This is a genomic window from Paenibacillus sp. ACRRY (genome assembly GCF_022346995.1).
Taxonomy (GTDB): domain Bacteria; phylum Bacillota; class Bacilli; order Paenibacillales; family Paenibacillaceae; genus Paenibacillus.
Genome location: NZ_JAKRNM010000012.1, coordinates 119,327 through 139,904 on the forward strand (window position 1 = coordinate 119,327; position 20,578 = coordinate 139,904).

A 20,578-nucleotide genomic window follows, 5' to 3' on the forward strand; every position below is an offset into this window, starting at 1 on the left:
CTTCCTCTTATGCAAAATGGAAACCTTGATCCTACAGTCTCCATTTTATCCCTTTCCGGCTCAATAGAAAATAGCGTTTTCAAAAGTTCAACTAAACGCCTTTCTGGTCTTTTGCCACATATCCTCCGCCCTGATATTTAGTCTCATCCTGCTTATCTGGCGCCCCTCTGCGCTTCGCTTCTTCCCACAGCTCGGCAGCATCGTCTTCCGGGCGGTATCCAATTTTTTCAGCCAAATACCCGATATCATAATAATTGTCGCTATTCGCGGAGGTTCCGTATAAGTTAAGATACTTCATCCCGGAATCAGCTTCAATACAGCACACAGCAAGCTGCACCATATCCCTCGGCGATATCCAGATATGGGCAGAGCGCTCGGAATGCGGATGGTCATCCCCAGAGAAGTTGCCGATCCGAATGTTGAATGAAGACAGGTCGTACTTGTCCACATAATATCGGCCAAGCAGTTCAATATAACATTTGCTGAGGCCATAGAAGCTGTCTGGACGATATGGGTCGTCGACCTCAATCTCTTCACCTGTACGGTAAAAGCCGGTTGCATGGTTAGAGCTTGCAAAAATGACACGCTGAGCACCATTCATTCGTGCTGCTTCATATACATGGTAAGCTCCTGTTACGTTGATCGGCAGAACTTTGCCCAAGAAATCCTCTCCATCCTTGGCCCAGGCAATGTGGAGAACGGTATGCACTCCTTGCATCAGTTCTTGCAGTCTTTCTGCATCCGTAACATCCATCGAGACAATGCCTGCTCCATGATCATCCTGAAGGTCAGCAGCAACAATATCATACTTGTCCATTTCCCTCAGACCGTCCAGCAGACTGCGACCGATTACACCAGCAGCTCCTGTGATCAACACCTTTTTCCTCGTATTACCCATTCACCTTCGCTCCCTTCATTCTTAACGGATACTTCAGTTCTACTTACATAGGTCTATAGAACATTATTAACCGTTAGTCTGAAGGAATTACCTGTACTCTTGAGTCCTCTACCCGAGCAAATAACGTAAAATCATCATGGCTACAATGCCAACAAGAACCGTACCGAGAAGGCTTCGAGTCCAGATCGCTACCACGAAGGTAGGCAAGGCTGCCCATAGTGCAGCATTTTGGGTGAGCGGCACCAGCTGATTGCCAGACATCAACAGTTCCTGGCCAATCAGTGCAGCCATCACGGCCACAGGCACATATTCCAGCCAGCGAAGCAGCCATACCGGAATCTGTATTTTGCTAAACAGCATTAGCGGCAGCACCCGGGGAATAAAGGTCAACAAGGCGGACCCGATAATAATCCAAAATACATCCCATCTTACTTCCATCGTTCCATGACAACTCCCATCGTTGCTGCAACAACTGCAGCCACTATAATGCTCATGCTGCCCAAAGAGGCCATGCTTGCGAGTACCACACACACCACGGCAATAATGGCTACATTGATGTGCAGCTTTCTGTTTTTCCGATGGATTAACTGGAGCACGATTAGGCCGATAAACATGGCCGGCAGGGCAAAATCCAGTCCAAACTGCTCCGGATTGGTAATCCAGCGCCCGAAATAAGCTCCTGCCATGTTGGCTGCGAACCAATTCAGATAAGCTGTAATATTCAATCCATGCATCCAACGTTCACTTAATGTTTTGCGGCCAATTGCGCGAGTCATCGCCACTCCGAACGATTCATCCGTGAGCAGGGAGCCAATCCACATGTTTTTGAGTGGGGTCAGGTGCCTGAAATACGGCGATACGGCTGCACTGAGTAATAGATGTCGCAGATTGACAAAGAAAATTGTGAAGATGATCGCTGCTGCCGATCCGTTCGATGCGAGCATGCCTGCAGCAATAAACTGAGCCGAACCTGCATATAAGATCAGACTCAGCAGGGCCGTTTCTGCCAGACTGAGTCCTGCTGTCATTTCAATGACACCTGCTGCAAACCCAATACTCAAATAGCCAAGCAGGGTTGGAATGCAATCCTTTACCCCCTGCATAAACGTGGCATGATCCCGAGTCTCTAAGATGTCTTCCGATTTTGTGACCATGGGCATTGATTTATCCAATTCTGCTGCAACTCCTTCTCATCTCTTCAGAGATGTATATACGTTTCCTTTATATTAATTTAGAAATATACCACAAGTTGAGTTAATGAGGGAGAGACAGATTTCTCCTTTACAGAACAGATGCTATAGATCTCTCATGCAAAAAGCCCATAACCTGTTAAGGTCATGGACTTGGTAAGCCAGAAATGAATGTGCTGCGGAGTTATTCACCAATACTTTTTTTGTCCCCGTGATATCCTTGTTCGCCATATGGCTCAAGCTGATCCATCCAACGATTCAAACATTTGGCGAGTGCATCCTTCGTGTCGAAATACGGGTTATCCTCTTTTTTCAATACTTCCAGCACTTCAATCGTAAACGCGTCATCACCATATTCATTCCATTCCGCCTGCAGCTGCTTGTTCAGATGGCTACCCATTTGCAGCATGAATTTCTGTCCATTGATCGTTTTCAGATTCAATGTACTATCCAGATAGACTTTACCGTTGCGTTCATTCCGAATCTGGTATATTCCGGCCTCCGTCTTGATTTCCTTGGCCTGCTCCTGAAGCTCCTTGCGTCGATTCATTTCTTCATTCTCTCCTTTCCCGCTTCCCGTTTCCGTTTGCTTATTATTCTTCTTCTCTTCTTGCTCTGCCGAGAGGTTTAACCAGTACTGACTGCCGTCCTCTTCACGATTCAGGAAACCGTAGTCGATCAGATATCTCCTCAGTTCCACGTAGTCCTCATAGATTTGTTTTAATACCTCGTTAACCTGTTTCTCGGTATAGTGGCGTTTTGGCTCGAATCGTTTGGCAATTTCAGTGAGAACGATATATTTATGCTTCTGCTGCATGTGAAAACTCGATAGCGGACCATCTGTTCCTTCTGGAAAATACTTGGCCAGCACTTTTTCACGGTCCTGTTCCGAGATATCAAACTGTTTATCGTTGATCGTATGCACATGTCTTGTGACAGGCAATACGAGCTCGGCAGGAGCATAGTCATCTTTGCTTTTTAGCAGTTCCATTAATGCCAAAAAGATTTTGGCCTGCCGTTCCTTCTCCTTCAGCACGAACCGGTGATTCCGAATGGTGGACGCACTACCGATCCCTAGTGCCTTCTGCACTTCGGTGTCCTTCTTCCCTTCATAAAACTGGCCAAGTAATCCCCGCTGCACGTCGGACAGTCCTGTTACACTTTTATCCAACTCCAGCAAGTATTCAAAAACAGATCCATGGGCCTTCTCGATATGAACACGCATATATCTCTCTGCCTCATAGAGAACACCTTCCTCGGGATAGATAATTCCCGCTTCCGTTTTATAGCCACAGCAGATACATGTAAAGGTTGGCCCTTCCGCAAGATATCCCCGCTTGATCTCTTCAAGCGTAGCCGTCTGCAATAATGGTTCCGATGATTTCATGGGACTAACTCCTTTTTTATGCTTTTATTTAGATATCCCCATCGACAATCGATATCACTCAATAATTCTATATAAGTTTGTTTATTTATAGATATAATATAATTTTGTTTGTTCAAAGTCAATCGCCATCTCCTGTATGCTCTCTTCTCAATGAGTTGAGCTCTCCAGCGAAGTTACCAAGGCATACTTTTTCCAATAAAAAAAGACTACAGGGAATTGACCCTGCAGTCTCGTTGTCATCGTCATGCTGACGCTGGCACTTTACGGTTTATCCCCCTTCTAACACAGAGGCACCGCTTTATTCCATTTAATCAGTTATAGCTTGAAACGTTCAATCATGCTCTGCAGATCTTCAGCCATTCGAGACAATGCGGCAGAGGAAGCTGCCACTTCTTCCATCGTGGCTAGCTGTTCCTGCGCTGCAGCAGAGCCATCCTCCGTACCGGATGCGATCTGATCAGACAAGACAATGGTATCATTGACAGCTTTCGTTACGTGATTCATTCCTCCATCAATCTGACGGGATGCAGCAGACACTTCCCCAGCTTGAGCAGCAACGAGCTGCACCGCATCTCGAATGGTACGGAACGCATCGCCCGCTTCGGTAATCAGCTCGGAACCTTTCACCATACCCTCACCTGTACGTGCAAAGGTGGACTGAACCGCGTACGTTTTCTCCTGCATTTCACGCATTAACTCATTAATCCGCTCAGCAGAACTGCCTGAATTGTGAGCCAAAGCTTTGACCTCATTGGCTACAACAGCAAATCCGCGTCCTTGCTCTCCAGCTCTGGCAGCCTCAATGCTCGCATTCAATGCAAGAATATTGGTCTGTTTCGCAATAGAGGTAATTTCTGTAACGATCTGAATAATCTCTTCATTTTTTGCCCGGAGATCCTCAATGACCGCTGCCATAGCTTCACTCTCTTCGTTGACCTGCTGAATATGAGCGACCGCCTCTTCCACGGTTACCATTCCGGCTTCGGACTTGTTCGAAGCTTCCCCTGCAATGCGGGCTGTCTCTTCAGCGCTGGAAGAGATTTCTTTGATCCCAATGGACATCTCTCCGACAAGCTGTCCCGTTGCCGCAAGACTGTCATTTTGTTTGGTTGTTCCTTCTGCTGCATTTTGCATTAGCTCGGCGACCTGTTCTGTGGCTTTGGACGTCTGTTCCGAACTGGCCATCAATTCCTCGGAAGATGCCGCGAGCTGGCTCGACGTATCGTGCACCTCTCCAAGAACATTGCGCAGCGAAGAAGTCATGGAATCGAAGCTGTCTCCAAGCTGTCCAAATTCATCCCGCCGCTTCAGCCCAACACGAACCGTAAGGTCCCCGGCGCTGACCTTGGATGCGGCCTGGGTGAGCTGCTGCAATGGACGAACAATTCCTCGGATGATGAATATGAGCAGGATCATACCGATGACGAGTGAACTTCCCACAAGCGTATAGGTTCGAATCATAATCGGTCTAACTGCTTCATCCGCTTCGGAAGGCAGCATCTCACCAACGATTTTCCACCCCGTTGCCGGGTTGGTAAAGTATACAGCTTCCACTTCTTGTCCTTCATACGTATACGTTACGGTTCCTTTGTCGCTCGTGTACATTTCATTAATGTAGTCTTGATCTGACTGCACACCCGATTCGATATTGTAATGGAAAAGGAACTTTCCGCCATTGTCCAACATGTACAGCTTTCCTTTTTCACCGATATGAATCTGGTCCACGTTTTCTTTCAAGTGGTTAAGACTTACATTCGCTCCAAACACACCTTTGCCATCAGCCAGCTTGGCAGCGGCTGTCACGACCCACTCTCCTGTTGTTGCTGACTGGAATGTATCCGAAACAACAGGTTCACTTGCTGCCATGCCCATCGTATACCAGCTGCGTTCCCGCGGATCATAGATCTGTTGTCCAGGATCAGGTGACTTCATCCAGCTTCCATCCTCGGCACCGATCGTCAGAACGCCAAGTTCTTTATGATTTTCAGACATATGGTCCATTTGTTTTTGTAGGGCAGGCGATTTATTAATAACATCCTCGGAAGTAAAACCCGCAGCAAGCTGTGCGGCGTTATCCTTCTCCATGTTGAGCATCTGATCAATCTGTAAACTAAGCATCTCTGTTTTGGCCTGTGCAGAATGCAGGAGTTCCTCCCTGACCCGTTCTGTGGCTTTATCGTAAGATAACCAACCAACGGTGATGCTTGGCACAATCAAAAATAGAAGCAGCGCCGCGACCAGACGTTTTTTAACGGTTGGCGCAAACCATTGTTGAAACCTTTTCTTCATATGAACTATCCCCCATCATCATCTTCACCTTTCTTTTTATCGGACGAACATCATGAAAACATTATGTATGAATACTAAATATCATCGAATTTCTATTATTTTTGTTAGGCTCTTCTATTCTCTTGTTCTCCATCCATTTTGACCCTCTCCGCGAGATCGTTTACAATATTTTAAGCTGGTTATTCATGAAAAGTCTGGAAGGAGAGGATTCAAATCACACGCAGATCGCCTCACGAGCATCAATCGGTTTCCAAGGCCTATTTATCCCTGTCTCGTATTCTGCTCGCGTTCATTTTGGTTGCAGGGCCGGTGCTGGGACAATTCAGCACATCCATATCGGCTGCGCAGAACACGCAAGCAGTTCTTATTGAAGTGAATGGCGAACCACAATCCTGGAAGAATACACCTCAGATCTATAACGGATCAACATACGTACCCCTTAGGGATGTCGTCCAGTCGGTGAAAGGTTCCTTGAAATGGGATAACCGTACCAAAACGGCTACCATCACCGTTGGAAGAGATACTTTGGTTTACCAAGCCGGAAGCGACTCGATCAAGGTCAACCATGTCCGCCTCGATGCAGGCGTGAAATCCCGTACAGTTAACGGTACGCTTATGGTACCTGTCCGTCCTATAGCGAATGCCCTGAAAGCGGATATTAAAGTCGGCCGCACCTCATCGGGTCAGATGAGCGTGAACATCCAAACAGACCAAGTCAGTTTGCTGGACAAGGAAGTGACCAGCGTGGATGCTTATTTACGTGAAGTCCAATTCCCTGGCATGGCCCTAATAGCCCACAATGGTGAAGTATTGCTTCGTCAAGGATATGGACTGGCCGATGAGAAAACGCTGAACCGCCCGGACCAGAAAACAAGAATTGCTTCACTGAGCAAATCCTTCACGGCAGCTTCCATTCTGAGCCTCGCGGAAGATGGCAAGCTGAATGTAGAAGATCCCATCTCCAAATACATCTCTGGTATTCCGAAGGGTGACAAGATGACTCTGCATATGCTGTTATCTCAAACTTCCGGGCTTCCGTCTGCATTTGGCCGAGGTGAGGGAACCTCACTGGAAGAAACGGTAGAGGAGATCCGGCACAAAACACTGAAGTTCGAACCAGGCACTGCCTATCTCTACAGTAATAGCGGGTATGTGCTGCTCGCCTATGTCATTGAACAGGTATCCGGCATGAGTTATGCCGACTATGTTCAACAAACCATTCTGGAGCCGCTCGGTATGAAAAACTCGGGTGAGGCATCACGCAAGGTCAAAACCATCAGTGGTTTCGTCGCAGAAAATAACAAGTGGGTGCCTGCTCCTTATTACGTGTCACAATCGGGATCAGGGACGATCTATTCGACGGTTGACGATATGTTCAAATGGGACCGCGCACTGTATACCGATCAGATCCTGAGCCAGGAGACGATTGAACAGATGTACAAGCCCTATTCGGACAAAAATTACGGCTACGCCTGGATTCTCAAGGAAAACGGCGATAATCGTACCGTCTTCCACAATGGCAGTGGCGGCGGTTTCGCCACAGCCTTCTCCCGTAATTTGTCAGACGACGTAACGATTATTCTGCTTGGTAATCATGCGGGTATGGATATGACCTCTCTGATGGATGAAGTAGAAGCTCGCACGGCCAAAGCATTGAAATTGCAATAATTGGTCTATACGCAGTACAAGAGACGGCCCTCCTTAGGGTCGTCTCTTTCGTTTATACACTCCATGTCATGGTTGGTAGATGAAATCACCTATCGTATTAGATTGAGCAATAAAAAATAAATAAATCAATAAAAGAAACATTTTTACAATTTTGTTGTTTATATATTGTAGTAAAATTATGGGAAATGAATTGTTTTTTACCGATTCGTGAACTCTGAATTTCCATGTCGGTGAGTTACAAGCTCTAAAAATGTTGAGGTGTAATCATGAAGAAAACCATTGTACTTATGTTTCTGAGCCTGTTCTTCCTCTTATTGTTTCCGATTCAGGGAAATGCCGCTGCAAACACGTCTAAAATCTTTTTGAATGGAGAGCAATTGTCTCTCCCGAATGATGTCCAGGTGACAATCGTCAATAAAAATGTCATGATTCCGATCCGAGTCGTTGCAGAAAATTTGAAGTTTGATGTCGACTGGAATCAACAAGCCCGTCAGGTGAAGATACAGCAAAATGAAAAAGTAATATCTCTCACCGTTGATCAGAAGCAAGCTATGGTTGCAGACAAACAGGTTACCCTGAATACAGCTCCGCAAATATTAAACAAAACGCTGGTGGTGCCCATTCGCTTTGTCAGTGAACAGATGGGACTTAGCGTAAAGTGGAACAACCAGGAGAAGATCGTGTACTTAACTGGCAACAATAATGAGTCCGCTGAAGCATCTGAAGATGATTCAGGAGGTAGCGACACCCTCTCGTTAACCCATGTAACGGATATTGTTTTTGCCGACAATCAGCTTGTCGTTTCCACGGATGGGGAAAAAGTGCAGCCTGTCATATCTACCTTGAAGAACCCGGATCGACTGGTTGTGGATTTGCCTAGAACGGTCTTTGGTGACCTGGCACAGCCGCTTGATCAGGGGTTTAATGGAAAGCTGGATGTAACCGGATATCCCAATGTATCGGAAGTGAGATATTCCCTATTTAAACGAGATCCCGGGCAGGTTCGGATTGTGGTTGAATTAAACAATGTGAAGGACGTGCAGTTCGATCAAAACGTGATTGCCGACAAGCTGCTTATCGATCTCAACGTTTCGGGAGACAACGTAACACCCGTGCCAGTGACTCCTGTCATCGATACAGGACGTAAAGTCGTCGTGATTGATCCAGGTCACGGGGGCAGTGACCCAGGGACCATAAGTATCACCAATAAACCGGAGAAGGAATACGTTCTGGCTTTGGGTCTAAAAGTACAAGCTCTACTGCTCAATGAGCCTGATATTGATCTGGTCATGACACGTGACAGCGATATCTATCCCACACGTTCCGAGCGCGTTCAACTGGCGAATCAGTTAAATGCGGATGTCTTTGTCTCTATACACGGCAACAGTGTAAAATCCTCACCTCAGGCATCAGGTACAGAAACCTATTATTATCAGCGCAGCAGCAGCAAAGACCTGGCCAATATCATTCATCAACGCTTGGTTAACGCTCTGGGATTCAAGGATAGGGGTGTCAAGAATGGAAGCTTGCAGGTCATTCGGGAAACGACCATGCCTGCGGTTCTCTTGGAAATTGGCTTCCTAAGTAATGCTGCCGAAGAGATGGCCATGTCATCCGAAGAAGTTCAGGCAAAAGCTGCACAAGCAATAGTTGATGGAATCAAGGAATATCTAGGCATATAAAATATAACGTTATACCAAACGGAGGATGTGATTTGTTGAAACGAAAGATGGGATACGGACTACTATTCTTGCTCATTCTTATCATTGCCACGGGTTGTGCCCAGAAGCCCGTGAGTGAATCCGGAACGAATGAACCCAACCACTCCGGAGGCGTACAGCCTTCCAACAATGGTGGGACTCAGGTTGAGCCAAACAAGGAAGAAAAGCAGACGGTTGAAGTATACTTCGCCGATACACAGGTGCTGGAATTGGAAAAAAGAGAAGTTGAGCTGGAGTTTGTAGAGAACGACGAAAAATACAAAAAAACTTTTGAAGCCTTACAAAGCAATGATGATACTGAGCTGGTCTCTCTATGGGAAAAGGTTGAACTGCTCTCTATCCAATCTGCCGAGGGTACGTTGACTTTGGATGTGCATATCCCTGATGAAGCCAAGCTTGGCACCAGTGGAGAATTACTGGCCCTGGAAGCCTTAACCACAACGATGTTTCAGTTTGATGAACTAAACCATTTGGAAGTGTTGGTGGACGGTGAAGCACTGGATAGTCTGATGGGTCATTCAGAGCTTGAGCACCCCATTCAACGTGAACCCTAGTTCTCAAAAATAAAATGGAAAGAACGTCCCCAAGGACGCTCTTAGCTGATACGTTATGGCATTATGGTGTATTGATCTCATTCTAACTTCATGTTTAGACATAGAGCTCATCCCCGGGAGACAATGAATATACCTCTGCTTCCGGAGATGGGCTATTTTTGAGCAAGCCCTCTCTCAATCTGTCCGTCTCGGCCTTATCTGCATGCACAAGCACGGTATGCCGTGCAGGCACCCGCTGCAGCATTCTCTCGACATCCAGCCAGCCCTGATGAACTTTATAACGGATCTTCTGCACCTCACACGCTCCATGCTCCGCTGGATTCTGTGCTAGCTGCTGTGCAAAAGTGCCAACAGCCGCATGACCGGTGAGCAGGATCAGGTTCTCACCACTCTCCGCCAGCTGGCTATAGTACCAACGGGCAAGTGATGACTGCATCATGCCGTCCGGAATGAACCATAGGGAAGCACCATGTTGATTCAGCAGTCGCTCCCGCTCCTCCTGACTTTTAGGCATATTCCAATATCGTCCATTTAAAAATCGTTTAATGGCGCCCGTTAGCGGACCCTGGGTATGTGTTCCCTGTTCTCTCAGCCAGTATGGGACACGCAGCAGCTGCTTCATGCCATCTACTAGCCCCTGTTCAATGCTCATCGGAACGCCTGGGAATCGCTCTTGTGCCCATAATATGATCTCCTGACCACGGCCTACCGAGGGCATCGGCAGCAGTACTTTCCCCCCACGAGCAATAGTCTGGCGAATGGCATGGTCCAACTGTTCCAACTTCTCTGCCTGCGTTTCCCGGTCCGTTCCATATGCAGCATCCACAATCGCCAGATCCATCGGTTGATTCAAGCTGCTCTTTGTTAATGAGGGAGTCAAGGATACCTCAGAAATTCCGGAATTCCCCGTTGCTATTGATAGTTCCGCCATTGGCTCTCCAGCTAATTGTATGCCATCACTAACAGCCATGCCCTGAGACAATTGCGAATGAGTCATACGGCTGCTTTTGTGCCCCCTGCCCCGGAACAGGCTTGCCAGTCTCAGCGCCTCTGCCGCGCAATCTTCCTGTAAAAGCATGGACTCGGACGTATAGTCTCCGGAATAGAAGATCCGTTTCCCCTCCATCTCAAGTGCAAACCATACCGATCCGGCAAGGTGGCCACTGCGTCCCCATAACACGTGCAGACCAGGAATCATCTCGAACCAGATTCCGGACTTCGCCTGATCCTCCAGATACCTGTAACGTATGGACTCCACATCTGCTTCATCATAGGGAAGATCATATCCTGCACGCTCCAGATTGCTGCGCCACGCCCGGAAATAGGTATCCAGCTGCTCCCTTGTCTCACGCGTCGTCCATACTTCACCCTGATAGCCCATTTTATACAATAAGGGAATAGCAACAGAATGATCCTCATGCGCGTGGGACAGCAGAACAGCATCCAGCGTTGATACAAGTTCAGGCTGGATAAGAGGGTACGCTCCCGCTCCTTCTTTTTTCACGCCACAATCCATCAAAATGTGATTCCTGTCTCCGCTTAAGAGATAGGCGGAGCGGCCATGCTCGCCTGCCCCGCCCCATACGTTCAGTTTGATCATGATGCATTCCACTTTCTCTTTGAATTCAGAAGTTCAATGCCGAGCAGCATCAGTACGGTCATGCCAACCGTTACAACAGCCATAGCCATTCCGAGCGAGACCTGACCCTGTTCAAACTGGGCAAAGATATATGTTGCCGACGTCTGCATGGATGGCGGAAGAATCAACAATGAGCCTACGAGCTCACGTGTGGCAATGGTGAATGTCATCATCCAACCTGCCAGCATGCCGGGAATGATCAGCGGCACAAGAATACGCCGAAGAATATACAGCGGCTTTCCGCCAAACACCTGGCCTGCCTGAAACAAAGTTCCGTCGATCTGGGTGAAGCTCGATTTCACGTACTGCACCGTATAAGGCAGAAACAGTACGACATAGGTCAGAACCACCATCCCGTACGTGTTATACAGGGTGACAGGCATCCAAGGTGAATTCCAAAACAGGATTAGACCCACGACCATGACAATGCCCGGTACGGTGTTAGGCAGCAGGCTGAACAGATCAATGACCCGCTGCATGAATGAGGATGACTTGCCAATCGCCAGCGCAAATCCTGTACCAATCACAACCGCAACGGTGGAAGCGGTGAGGGATAATCCCAGGCTATTTCCGATGGCTTTCATGCTAACCGAGCCCCAGGAGAGCAACTCCCGATAGTGGTCCAGTGTTACATTGTCCAGAGACAATCCGGCCCCGCGCAGCTTCATCGTCGACGCAGCAATAATGGAGAAGTACGGAATACCCACGGAGAGTATGAGAAGTACCGCGAGATACAGACCGCATAGCCAGCCAGCTCCTCCGCGAAGGGAATACCGTTTGGAGCGTTGCCCTTTGCCTCCCACCAGACGGTACGTGAATTTACGACTCATGGCAGACTGCATGTACCACATGACGAGACATACGGACAACAGGACCGATGCCAGTGAAGTGGCCTTACCGAAGTCAATTGGCCAGCTGGAGACATATTTGTGGATCTCCGAGGTCATGACATAGTATCCGATACGGCGGCCGAAGGTGGCCGGAGTTCCGAATTCCGCAATCGTTTTAACGAAAACTAGCATGATCCCCATTCCGTAGGAAGATAACAGTAAGGGTAATATAATGCGTCGGAACCGATAGCCTGCTGGTGCTCCGTGCACCGATCCTGCTTCTTCGAGATTGCCGCCAATGCGAATCAGTGCATCCCGCAGCAGCAAGTATAGAAACGGGAATAGATGCAGGCTCATAATCAGCACCATGCCCCAGAAACTGAAGAAGAGTTCGCTCCATTTCTCAGCTGATGGCACCCACTGCTGCAGGTATCCTCCTTTTTGCATAAACAATATCCAGCCCATGGAGCCGATATACGGAGGTGTCATGAACGGAATCATCAGGATCACATCCACCCAGCGGTGCTGTCCCATCCGGGTCTTGGCCATCATCCAGGCCAGTGGCAGAGCCAGCAAGGTGGTGACGGCAACAACACAGATGCCCAGCCAGACGGAATTAAGCAGTACACCGGATAAATGGTGACCGGTAATTGTCCGGATCGGAGCCATCCAGTCCCATTGTCCATCCGGATACACGCTCTGCCAGAAAATCAGCAGCAATGGTACGCCAATACTTATAGTCAGCAGAAAGAGGGCCAGAATTACGCCCACTCTCCGAAAAATACGGTTGTTGTCCAGTACAACAGGTTTCACTGATTTCACCTCACATGACTTCCACCAAAACACTCGTCACACGTGTTGCCGAATGTTCTTCAGTTTGTTTCAGCAATCTTATTTGAAAATCTCGGAGAAACGAGCCGCTGTCTCATCACCTTGTTCACTCATCCAGTTCCAGTCCACTTTCAGCTGCGGAATATCTTTCAGGTTGGCCCGGTTGGTCGCTTCAATATCTTCACGACCCGGAATCAGGTACGCATCGGCAACCAGCTTCTGTGCTTCATCGGACAACAGATAGTCGATAAACGCCTTGGCGTTTTCTACATTCGGGCTTGATTTCAGGATGGCGGCCGGTCGTGGGCTGATTACAGTTCCTTCTTCTGGATATACGATATCCAGTGGTTCGCCTTTGTCCTTGGAGGAATATGCCATGTAATCAACACCTGCCGCAACGATGCTTTTGGCTCCCGTGATTACCGGATCAAGAGCTTCCTGGTTCGCACCCGCCATGGCCACACCGTTCGCTTTGTAGCTGTCCAGCAGATCCCATCCTTGATCACCATTCACACTCAGGTATCCTGTAATGAAGTCCAGTGCAGAACCAGACAGCGTTGGATCCGGAATATTTACAGCGTCTTTCCAGGCTGGTGTAGCAAGTTCAGCCCAGCTTGTCGGTGGCGTAGATACCAGCTTGGTGTTGTACACAATTCCGAGTGCTGAAGCACTTGAACTGAAATAGTTGCCTTCTGCATCTGACCAGTCCTTATTCAACTTGTCGGCATTGGCTGCTTCAGGGTATGGGAGCGTCAAACCGTCAGCTTTGAGCGCCTGTGCTGAAGGAAAAGAGGCTAGAATAACTACATCGGCCACAGGATTGGACTTTTCCGCCTCCATACGCGCGAGAATTTTACCGGTTGTTCCCTGGAACATCTCTACTTCAATACCTGTTTTGGCTGTAAACCCGCTCACGATATTATCTGCCAGCTTCTGCGGTCCTGCACTATACAATACCAATTTCCCGCCTGCTGTTTCGGTTGGTTGTGCTGCTGCTGCGGTACTTCCTTGTCCTGCAGATTGTCCCGTGGTTCCACCGGTTGAGTTCGTACTGCATCCGAACAAGCTAATGCTCATGACCGCTGTTAATAGCAGCATTGCACTCTTTTTCCGTGTTTTGATTCCCAACATTACATTCCATCTCCCTTGATTTATATAGTTTTTCGAGTAAACTTCTACTCATTTCCGCTTCAAGCTTTCTAGTTTGCCGCAGCGATAACTCCCCGCTTCGTATCCCGGTTCTCATACCCGCTCATCCGGCAGATGCGCTCCGGCGATATATATAGCTGAACCTGCTCTCCTGCTCGGACTCTTCGGTCCAGATAAGCCGTCCATACACCCAGCCCTTCGATTTGAACCCGGATTTCATAACGCTCCCCTACATAACTGACACTCTGTACTGTTGCCTGATACCGCAGATCATCATGACTTGTTCTGTTCCAGGTCACATGCTCCGGCCGTACCATGGACTGATTCGGTGTCAGCCAGTTGGATTTGCCGATAAACGAAGCAACGAACGGATCGCTGGGCGATGCGTAGATCGTCTCAGGACTTCCCTTTTGCAATATCCGCCCTTTCTCCATGACCACAATCTCATCCGACATCGACATCGCTTCAACCTGATCATGAGTAACGTAAAGGGCGGTTAGCCCCATATCCCGAACAAGGGACATCATCTCAATCCGCATTTCTTCCCGCAGTACGGCATCGAGCGCACTGAGCGGTTCATCGAACAGAATCACACCTGGTCTCACCGCTACCGCTCTGGCAAAAGCAACCCGCTGCTGCTGTCCACCGGACAGCTGATGAGGATAACGGTCTTCCATGCCTTGCAGGCGAACCATACCGAGAGCCTCGGTTACTTTCTGCCGTAAATTTGATTTCTGTTTTCCGGCCCTCAAGCCAAATGCCACATTTTCATATACCGTCATATGCGGCCATAATGCAAAATCCTGAAACACCATGCCCAGATTACGCTTATGGGTGGGTACATCAATCCGCTTGGCTGCTGAGAAGATGCACTGATCACCCGCAACAATCTCCCCCGCATCTGGCTGTTCCAGTCCGGCAAGCATCCGCAGCAATGTGGTTTTGCCGCAGCCTGATGGACCAAGCAGCGTCGTAAACTGACCATGCTGAAGCGTGAGATCCGTGGGCAATAGTGCAGGCGTACGATTGAATGATTTTTGAACTCCTGAAATCTCCATTTTCATAAGCATCCCTGCCTGTCTTCTTGTACTGTACTCAGTCTAACTCCCGCTCTCGCAAGTTGTATGTTAGGAATGTAAAAATGAAATTAACTTTTTAGATGAATTCTGTTGATGTTCATAGATTAAATCTATATAAGGTGATTCAAATCCATTTTTCATTTGGTTACACCGATTACAGCACCTTCTTCAGATCGCTGTTGTACCCGGATTTTCTTGATTCTTTTTTCAAAGGCAGAAATCTGGGGATAAAGGCGAAGCGTATGCTTACGAAGTAGCTTTCTTTCAGAAAGCTTTTAGCTTCGCTTCTTCAGATTGGTCCTGTACTCTCCGTCTTTATGAAAACAAGCATTAAATCATCTTATATTATCGAGGCCCTGTATAAGGGAGAGGAGTGTGAGTTCGTTGAATCTGATTAAACTGCAAATTGTAGAATTGATTGACAAGCATCATCACATGACCAGCGTCGCGGAGATTCTGGGCATTAAGCAGCCAACGGTTACGTTTCATATGAAATCACTGGAGGAAGAAATGGGGGTGCGATTATTCGAATCGCGCAGCGGGAAGACGTTTTTAACGGAGGCTGGACAGGCCCTCCTTCATTATTCCGTTAAAATCAATGCCCTGACCCAGGAGGCCCGCCGGGTAGTCAAAGAATACGATAGCCTCTACCGGGGCACGCTTCACATTGGGGCGAGCTATGTACCTGCAACCTATCTGCTGCCTCCGATGCTAAATACATTTTCACAGGAGTTTCCCGGTATTCGTATTGTGTTATCGGTCAAACCATCGCCTGTCATTCGCGAGATGCTAATGCGCCATCAGATTGATCTGGGAGTAATCTCCTCCGAACCGTTTGTTGGTCCGATCCTTCAAGCTGATCCGCTATGCGCAGATGATCTGGTATTAATCTGTGCTCCTCAGCATGCACTGGCTAGTAGAGAAGTGCTGGAGCCTGACCATATCTCTCAGATTCCCTTCGCCCTGCATGGGAACGAATCAAGCACTCGCCGTTTGACCAACCAATGGCTGGAACAACATGCCGTGCGGCTCCGAAGTACGGTAGAGATGGACTCACTCGAGGCAATCAAACAGCTGGTTCTGCTCGGAGGTCATATTTCATTCATGTCGCGCATGGCCGTACAATGGGAGGAGCAGCATGGCTTGATTCAAGTCCTGCCCATTCCCGGGGAACAAGCCCCTAGGCATATATACACGGTACATAATAAGGATCGACATCCTTCTGTCCAAATGAATCGGTTCAAGGAAGTTCTTCAGGAAGGCGTCACGAGCTCCCCTTCATTTCTTGGCTTGGTCCCATAAAAACTCTCGTTTGCCATTCATCAAATCTATGCAGGGTTAACGCAATGCTCGTCCAACGTTAATCACTTTCATATACTCAGGCGCTAAAGTGGGTCTGTACATTAATCCAGCCTAGGGAGTGATTGGTTTTGAAAAAGTGGAAAAAGGTAACAACCTCATTGATGCTGAGTATCGTCACATTGGGGAGCAGTCTAGCGTTCCAGGCACCACAAGCTTCAGCGGCAGCCAATGCCGTACCTGCCTACGAAGTGAAGTTTCTGGCTAAACCTGAACTGGTATTGAACCCAGATGGATCGCCTCGCAGTGAAGTTATTCAGACGTTGTCACTGGATTCTACACCGAGAAACATCAGCGCTGAGTACTTCGACACCAATGCTCTGAATCTGAACCAGGCGGGATGGGATGTCCGTTTCCGGAAGAAGGATGACAAAAACAACTATGAATTGACCTACAAAAAGCGCTATCCCGTAATTAACGGTGACATTAACGCAGCATTGACCTTGGCTAATCAAGAGGGATTTGATGCATCAGATGATAACTATGAGGCTGAGATCGATTGGGGTTATGGTAAACAAACGCTGAGCTTCTCCAATACGAAAAAGGTGGATACCAAAGCTACAGGCGTGCAGCTTCCTTCTGAGAAGGACGCGCTCGATATGCTGCTGGACAAGCTGCCGGGCAAACTGAAAAACTGGTCTTCTTCCAACTGGGGTAAACAAACGCTCTCACAATCCCGTGCTCATGGCCCTGTAACATTCCAACGTTATGAAGGGACATGGAATGGACAAGAGCTGACGTTTGAAGTATGGCCTATTCGCAACGCAGATGGTACAGGTGTAGAGAACCTTGTTGAGGTTTCTTTCAAAACTGAAGTCGCTGCAGCCGTATCCGGCCTGCGTACCGAGCTGCTGCAAGTGTTGGAAAGCAACAACTGGCTTATTCCTGCCGATGGCTTGAAAACTCAAACGATTTTGGAAAGATACTAATCGCCTGATTTGCAAAGCTCTTCTCCCTTAGTATGGGAGAGGAGCTTTTTGCGTAACAAATTGAAGAATTCAAACATCTATTCTTTGCCGAAACCACAGGTTCTAACTTAGTTGAGGCTCTTATGATCTGCTCAATACTTTAAGAACATCGACTATGTATCCTCTCTTACCATGTATACAGCTTTACATAATTGTATTTGAGCTGTGCATTCATTCATATGTTTAACTCCAAAATTTTCAAAGTCTTATAACGCCGTCATTTGATTTTTTCGTAAATAATTCTCGCTCAATCTCCCACAGAAATGCTTTACCCTGTGCAGGTTTCGTAAATCTTAGCACAATCGGTCGTACCCTACCATTCATCTCGTAGTTAATGACCAGATACTTTCTGGAACCCAAGTTATCGTGTGGATGTCGTACACCCCACACTTTATTCAGTGAGAGCTCAAAAGTTTGATGACCAGTTAGTACATATAAATGTCCATTTCCTAATAACACATCTACCAACTTACCTTCAGAAACTTGGGGCAAACCTGATTGGTGTATTCCGACTGCATGCAATCTAGCTGTATACTGTTGCTTTAGTCTTTTGGAACGATTTGTTGTTCTAATTCCGTATGCCGAAAGAAATATAATGAAGATAATTAAAATAATAATAAACCCCATTTTTAAAACCTCCTATGTATTCTCCCGTGGTTATTGTAAGAGTAACAAAAGTGGCTAGGAATTGAAAACAAATATCACCAAAACCAAACCACTGTCGCATTCCTGCATCTGAAAAATAAGATAAGCGTTTGTTTCTCTCCACCATCCCATCCACACCTTTCTCAAGTTTTAGTTATGTTGATGCCGGTTACGAGTTTGGATTCAATCCCGATGCCATTGTCACTCAACTTGAGGCTGAAAATCCGGAACGAAAGAATGCATGCATCTCTATTGAACTGTTGTCCGAAATTCAATACGACATGAACACTAGTTTTCTTTTTCCCGAAAAATCAAAAGGACATTAATAGGCTTAACCTTCTAATGTCCTTTGTTTTTTTATTCTGTTGAGGTATATCATCCAATATAAATTATCCTGCTTTGCAGCTTAGTTTCTATGGATGTCATACGCTCTCCGAGAGAAGCCTTTCTATGGTTCAGCGATTATAAACCATTCGGCCCTTCAGTATACTTTAAAGGTTTGTGCTGTTTCGATGCCCAATGCACTTTGAATAAACGTATTAGCCACTCGATCCACAGGTACTGGATTAAAACCAATGAAAAAGTCTCTATATTTCTCAGCCGACTCTTCAAACAAATTAGGGCTGACCGAATTCAGACGGATACCTCTCGGCAATTCATAGGCTGCCGCTTTGGCAAACGCATCGATTGCCCCATTGGCCATCGCACTTGAAGCACCTTGTGCAATAGGATGATCCTTGATAATGCCACTAACCAGCGTGAAACTTCCCTTGTCATTGACATAGTGTTGACCGATCAACACGATATTGACCTGGCCCAACAATTTGCTCTGTACACTAATCAAGTTGTTCTCAGGAGTCAGCTCTTCCAGTTTGGCATAATGTGTCTGCCCAGCCGCGATAATGACATAATCAATGCTTTGCACAGCTTCAAAAAGAGCCTTAATGCTATCTGTTGAGGTCATATCGACCTGATAATTACCTGAGCTTCTGCCTGCTGTAACCACTTCTACAGACAGCTCATTCAACTTGGCAACGATCGCCTTTCCTAACGTTCCATGTCCTCCAATAACAAGAGCTCGTTTCACACGATTCCTCCTCTTTAGATCTGTACTATTTTCCATCCAGGATATGCCTGTATCTACCTATTTAAACAAAATCATTCGGCGAGCGCAAATTACTAAAGTCTGATCTATTCATAAAAGATAAAGTAAATATGAAATTATGAAATTCCTGATAAAATAAAAAAACCTCTTGCACAAGGCAAGAGGTTTACTGTAAGCGGGTGATGGGAATCGAACCCACGCTATTAGCTTGGAAGGCTAAAGTTCTACCATTGAACTACACCCGCATAATCATAAAAATCGGGATGACACGATTTGAACATGCGACCCCCTGGTCCCAAACCAGGTGCTCTACCAAGCTGAGCTACATCCCGATATTAATGGAAATAATGGCGCGCCCTGAGAGATTCGAACTCCCGGCCTTTTGATTCGTAGTCAAACGCTCTATCCAGCTGAGCTAAGGGCGCATATATTATTGGAGCGGACGACGGGAATCGAACCCGCGACCCTCGCCTTGGCAAGGCGATGCTCTACCGCTGAGCCACATCCGCAAAATATATGGTGCGGTCGAGAGGACTCGAACCTCCACGGGGGGTTAGCCCACACGGACCTGAACCGTGCGCGTCTGCCAATTCCGCCACGACCGCAAAATATAAATGGTGAGTCATGAAGGGCTCGAACCTTCGACACCCTGATTAAAAGTCAGGTGCTCTACCAACTGAGCTAATGACTCTTAATAAAATGGCTGGGGATATAGGATTTGAACCTATGCATGACGGAGTCAAAGTCCGTTGCCTTACCGCTTGGCTAATCCCCAATAAAATCATGGGGCGATCGAGGGGAATTGAACCCCCGAATGCCGGATCCACAAACCGGTGCGTTAACCACTTCGCCACGATCGCCATAATTTAACCTGAGAGTATCTCAGTATTCCCATCCTTGTCTATAATATACATTCTACTATAGATTAAGATGTGAAAGTAATAAATGGTGCCGGCGAGAGGACTTGAACCCCCAACCTACTGATTACAAGTCAGTTGCTCTACCAGTTGAGCTACACCGGCACGGTGTAAAGTGTGGAATTTATTTAAATGGCGGAACCGACGGGATTCGAACCCGCGATCTCCTGCGTGACAGGCAGGCATGTTAGGCCAACTACACCACGGTTCCAGATCACTTTCTGTTAGGAAAGTATAATTGCGGGGGCAGGATTTGAACCTGCGGCCTTCGGGTTATGAGCCCGACGAGCTACCGGGCTGCTCCACCCCGCGTCGTTATAAAAGTTATATGGTGGAGGCTGAGGGGCTC

At 47.3% G+C, this 20,578-nt stretch carries 16 protein-coding genes and 11 tRNA genes; 5 read left to right on the forward strand and 22 right to left on the reverse strand.

The window, feature by feature from the left end:
* Positions 1-91: 91 nt before the first annotated feature.
* The 5 genes from MH144_RS26715 to MH144_RS26735 all read right to left on the reverse strand — a co-directional run bounded on the left by MH144_RS26715 (position 92) and on the right by MH144_RS26735 (position 5,764).
* Complete coding sequence (locus tag MH144_RS26715; protein WP_239305300.1) at positions 92-898, reverse strand: NAD-dependent epimerase/dehydratase family protein; 807 nt, start codon at positions 896-898, stop codon at positions 92-94.
* A 108-nt stretch (positions 899-1,006) separates the two neighbouring features.
* Positions 1,007-1,336: an AzlD domain-containing protein gene (locus MH144_RS26720; protein ID WP_239305301.1), complete on the reverse strand. Its 330-nt coding sequence runs from the start codon at positions 1,334-1,336 to the stop codon at positions 1,007-1,009.
* On the reverse strand, positions 1,327-2,052 hold the full coding sequence (locus MH144_RS26725) for an AzlC family ABC transporter permease (protein WP_239305322.1): 726 nt from the start codon (positions 2,050-2,052) through the stop codon (positions 1,327-1,329). Before MH144_RS26725 ends, MH144_RS26720 begins: the two co-directional genes overlap by 10 nt.
* Positions 2,053-2,272: 220 nt before the next feature.
* On the reverse strand, positions 2,273-3,475 hold the full coding sequence (locus MH144_RS26730) for a DUF2087 domain-containing protein (protein WP_239305302.1): 1,203 nt from the start codon (positions 3,473-3,475) through the stop codon (positions 2,273-2,275).
* A gap of 315 nt (positions 3,476-3,790) precedes the next feature.
* The gene (locus tag MH144_RS26735; RefSeq protein ID WP_239305303.1) at positions 3,791-5,764 is read right to left on the reverse strand and encodes a methyl-accepting chemotaxis protein; all 1,974 of its coding nucleotides are present in this window, start codon (positions 5,762-5,764) and stop codon (positions 3,791-3,793) included.
* Positions 5,765-6,058: 294 nt separating this feature from the next.
* Between MH144_RS26735 and MH144_RS26740 the strand changes: the two genes are divergently transcribed.
* From MH144_RS26740 to MH144_RS26750, 3 genes are all read left to right on the forward strand, one after another.
* A complete protein-coding gene (locus MH144_RS26740; RefSeq protein ID WP_239305304.1) occupies positions 6,059-7,432 on the forward strand; it encodes a serine hydrolase domain-containing protein in 1,374 nt (457 codons plus the stop codon).
* A gap of 266 nt (positions 7,433-7,698) precedes the next feature.
* On the forward strand, positions 7,699-9,114 hold the full coding sequence (locus MH144_RS26745) for an N-acetylmuramoyl-L-alanine amidase family protein (protein ID WP_239305305.1): 1,416 nt from the start codon (positions 7,699-7,701) through the stop codon (positions 9,112-9,114).
* 32 nt (positions 9,115-9,146) lie between these two features.
* A complete protein-coding gene (locus MH144_RS26750; RefSeq protein WP_239305306.1) occupies positions 9,147-9,707 on the forward strand; it encodes a GerMN domain-containing protein in 561 nt (186 codons plus the stop codon).
* 94 nt (positions 9,708-9,801) lie between these two features.
* Here the strand turns inward: MH144_RS26750 and MH144_RS26755 are convergent, their stop codons facing one another.
* The 4 genes from MH144_RS26755 to MH144_RS26770 all read right to left on the reverse strand — a co-directional run bounded on the left by MH144_RS26755 (position 9,802) and on the right by MH144_RS26770 (position 15,220).
* Positions 9,802-11,307, reverse strand: a complete 1,506-nt coding sequence (locus MH144_RS26755; RefSeq protein WP_239305307.1) for an MBL fold metallo-hydrolase — start codon at positions 11,305-11,307, stop codon at positions 9,802-9,804.
* The gene (locus MH144_RS26760; protein WP_239305323.1) at positions 11,304-12,989 is read right to left on the reverse strand and encodes an ABC transporter permease; all 1,686 of its coding nucleotides are present in this window, start codon (positions 12,987-12,989) and stop codon (positions 11,304-11,306) included. The genes MH144_RS26755 and MH144_RS26760 overlap by 4 nt, the downstream gene beginning before the upstream one ends.
* 78 nt (positions 12,990-13,067) lie before the next feature.
* Positions 13,068-14,138, reverse strand: coding sequence for an ABC transporter substrate-binding protein (locus tag MH144_RS26765; RefSeq protein WP_239305308.1), 1,071 nt, complete (start codon positions 14,136-14,138; stop codon positions 13,068-13,070).
* 68 nt (positions 14,139-14,206) lie between these two features.
* On the reverse strand, positions 14,207-15,220 hold the full coding sequence (locus MH144_RS26770) for an ABC transporter ATP-binding protein (protein ID WP_239305309.1): 1,014 nt from the start codon (positions 15,218-15,220) through the stop codon (positions 14,207-14,209).
* A 399-nt stretch (positions 15,221-15,619) separates the two neighbouring features.
* On the opposite strand from MH144_RS26770, the gene MH144_RS26775 reads away from it, so the two are divergent.
* Positions 15,620-16,537: a LysR family transcriptional regulator gene (locus tag MH144_RS26775; RefSeq protein ID WP_239305310.1), complete on the forward strand. Its 918-nt coding sequence runs from the start codon at positions 15,620-15,622 to the stop codon at positions 16,535-16,537.
* Positions 16,538-16,665: 128 nt separating this feature from the next.
* Complete coding sequence (locus MH144_RS26780; RefSeq protein ID WP_239305311.1) at positions 16,666-17,523, forward strand: hypothetical protein; 858 nt, start codon at positions 16,666-16,668, stop codon at positions 17,521-17,523.
* Positions 17,524-17,760: 237 nt separating this feature from the next.
* Here the strand turns inward: MH144_RS26780 and MH144_RS26785 are convergent, their stop codons facing one another.
* From MH144_RS26785 to MH144_RS26845, 13 genes are all read right to left on the reverse strand, one after another.
* Positions 17,761-18,189 carry a hypothetical protein gene (locus tag MH144_RS26785; protein ID WP_239305312.1) on the reverse strand — a complete coding sequence of 143 codons (429 nt, stop codon included), beginning with the start codon at positions 18,187-18,189 and terminating at the stop codon, positions 17,761-17,763.
* 499 nt (positions 18,190-18,688) lie between these two features.
* Positions 18,689-19,294 (reverse strand): short chain dehydrogenase, encoded by a 606-nt coding sequence (locus MH144_RS26790; RefSeq protein ID WP_239305313.1) that lies wholly within the window; start codon positions 19,292-19,294, stop codon positions 18,689-18,691.
* Between the two features lie 192 nt (positions 19,295-19,486).
* Positions 19,487-19,557: transfer RNA gene (locus MH144_RS26795), tRNA-Gly, on the reverse strand.
* A 13-nt stretch (positions 19,558-19,570) separates the two neighbouring features.
* A tRNA-Pro gene (locus MH144_RS26800) sits at positions 19,571-19,644 on the reverse strand.
* A gap of 16 nt (positions 19,645-19,660) precedes the next feature.
* Positions 19,661-19,737: transfer RNA gene (locus MH144_RS26805), tRNA-Arg, on the reverse strand.
* 9 nt (positions 19,738-19,746) lie between these two features.
* A tRNA-Gly gene (locus tag MH144_RS26810) sits at positions 19,747-19,821 on the reverse strand.
* A gap of 8 nt (positions 19,822-19,829) precedes the next feature.
* A tRNA-Leu gene (locus tag MH144_RS26815) sits at positions 19,830-19,917 on the reverse strand.
* Positions 19,918-19,927: 10 nt separating this feature from the next.
* Positions 19,928-20,003: transfer RNA gene (locus MH144_RS26820), tRNA-Lys, on the reverse strand.
* A 9-nt stretch (positions 20,004-20,012) separates the two neighbouring features.
* A tRNA-Gln gene (locus MH144_RS26825) sits at positions 20,013-20,087 on the reverse strand.
* A 9-nt stretch (positions 20,088-20,096) separates the two neighbouring features.
* Positions 20,097-20,172, reverse strand: a tRNA-His gene (locus MH144_RS26830).
* 86 nt (positions 20,173-20,258) lie between these two features.
* Positions 20,259-20,334: transfer RNA gene (locus tag MH144_RS26835), tRNA-Thr, on the reverse strand.
* A gap of 28 nt (positions 20,335-20,362) precedes the next feature.
* Positions 20,363-20,440: transfer RNA gene (locus MH144_RS26840), tRNA-Asp, on the reverse strand.
* 27 nt (positions 20,441-20,467) lie between these two features.
* Positions 20,468-20,541 (reverse strand) — tRNA-Met (locus MH144_RS26845).
* Positions 20,542-20,578 lie beyond the last annotated feature (37 nt).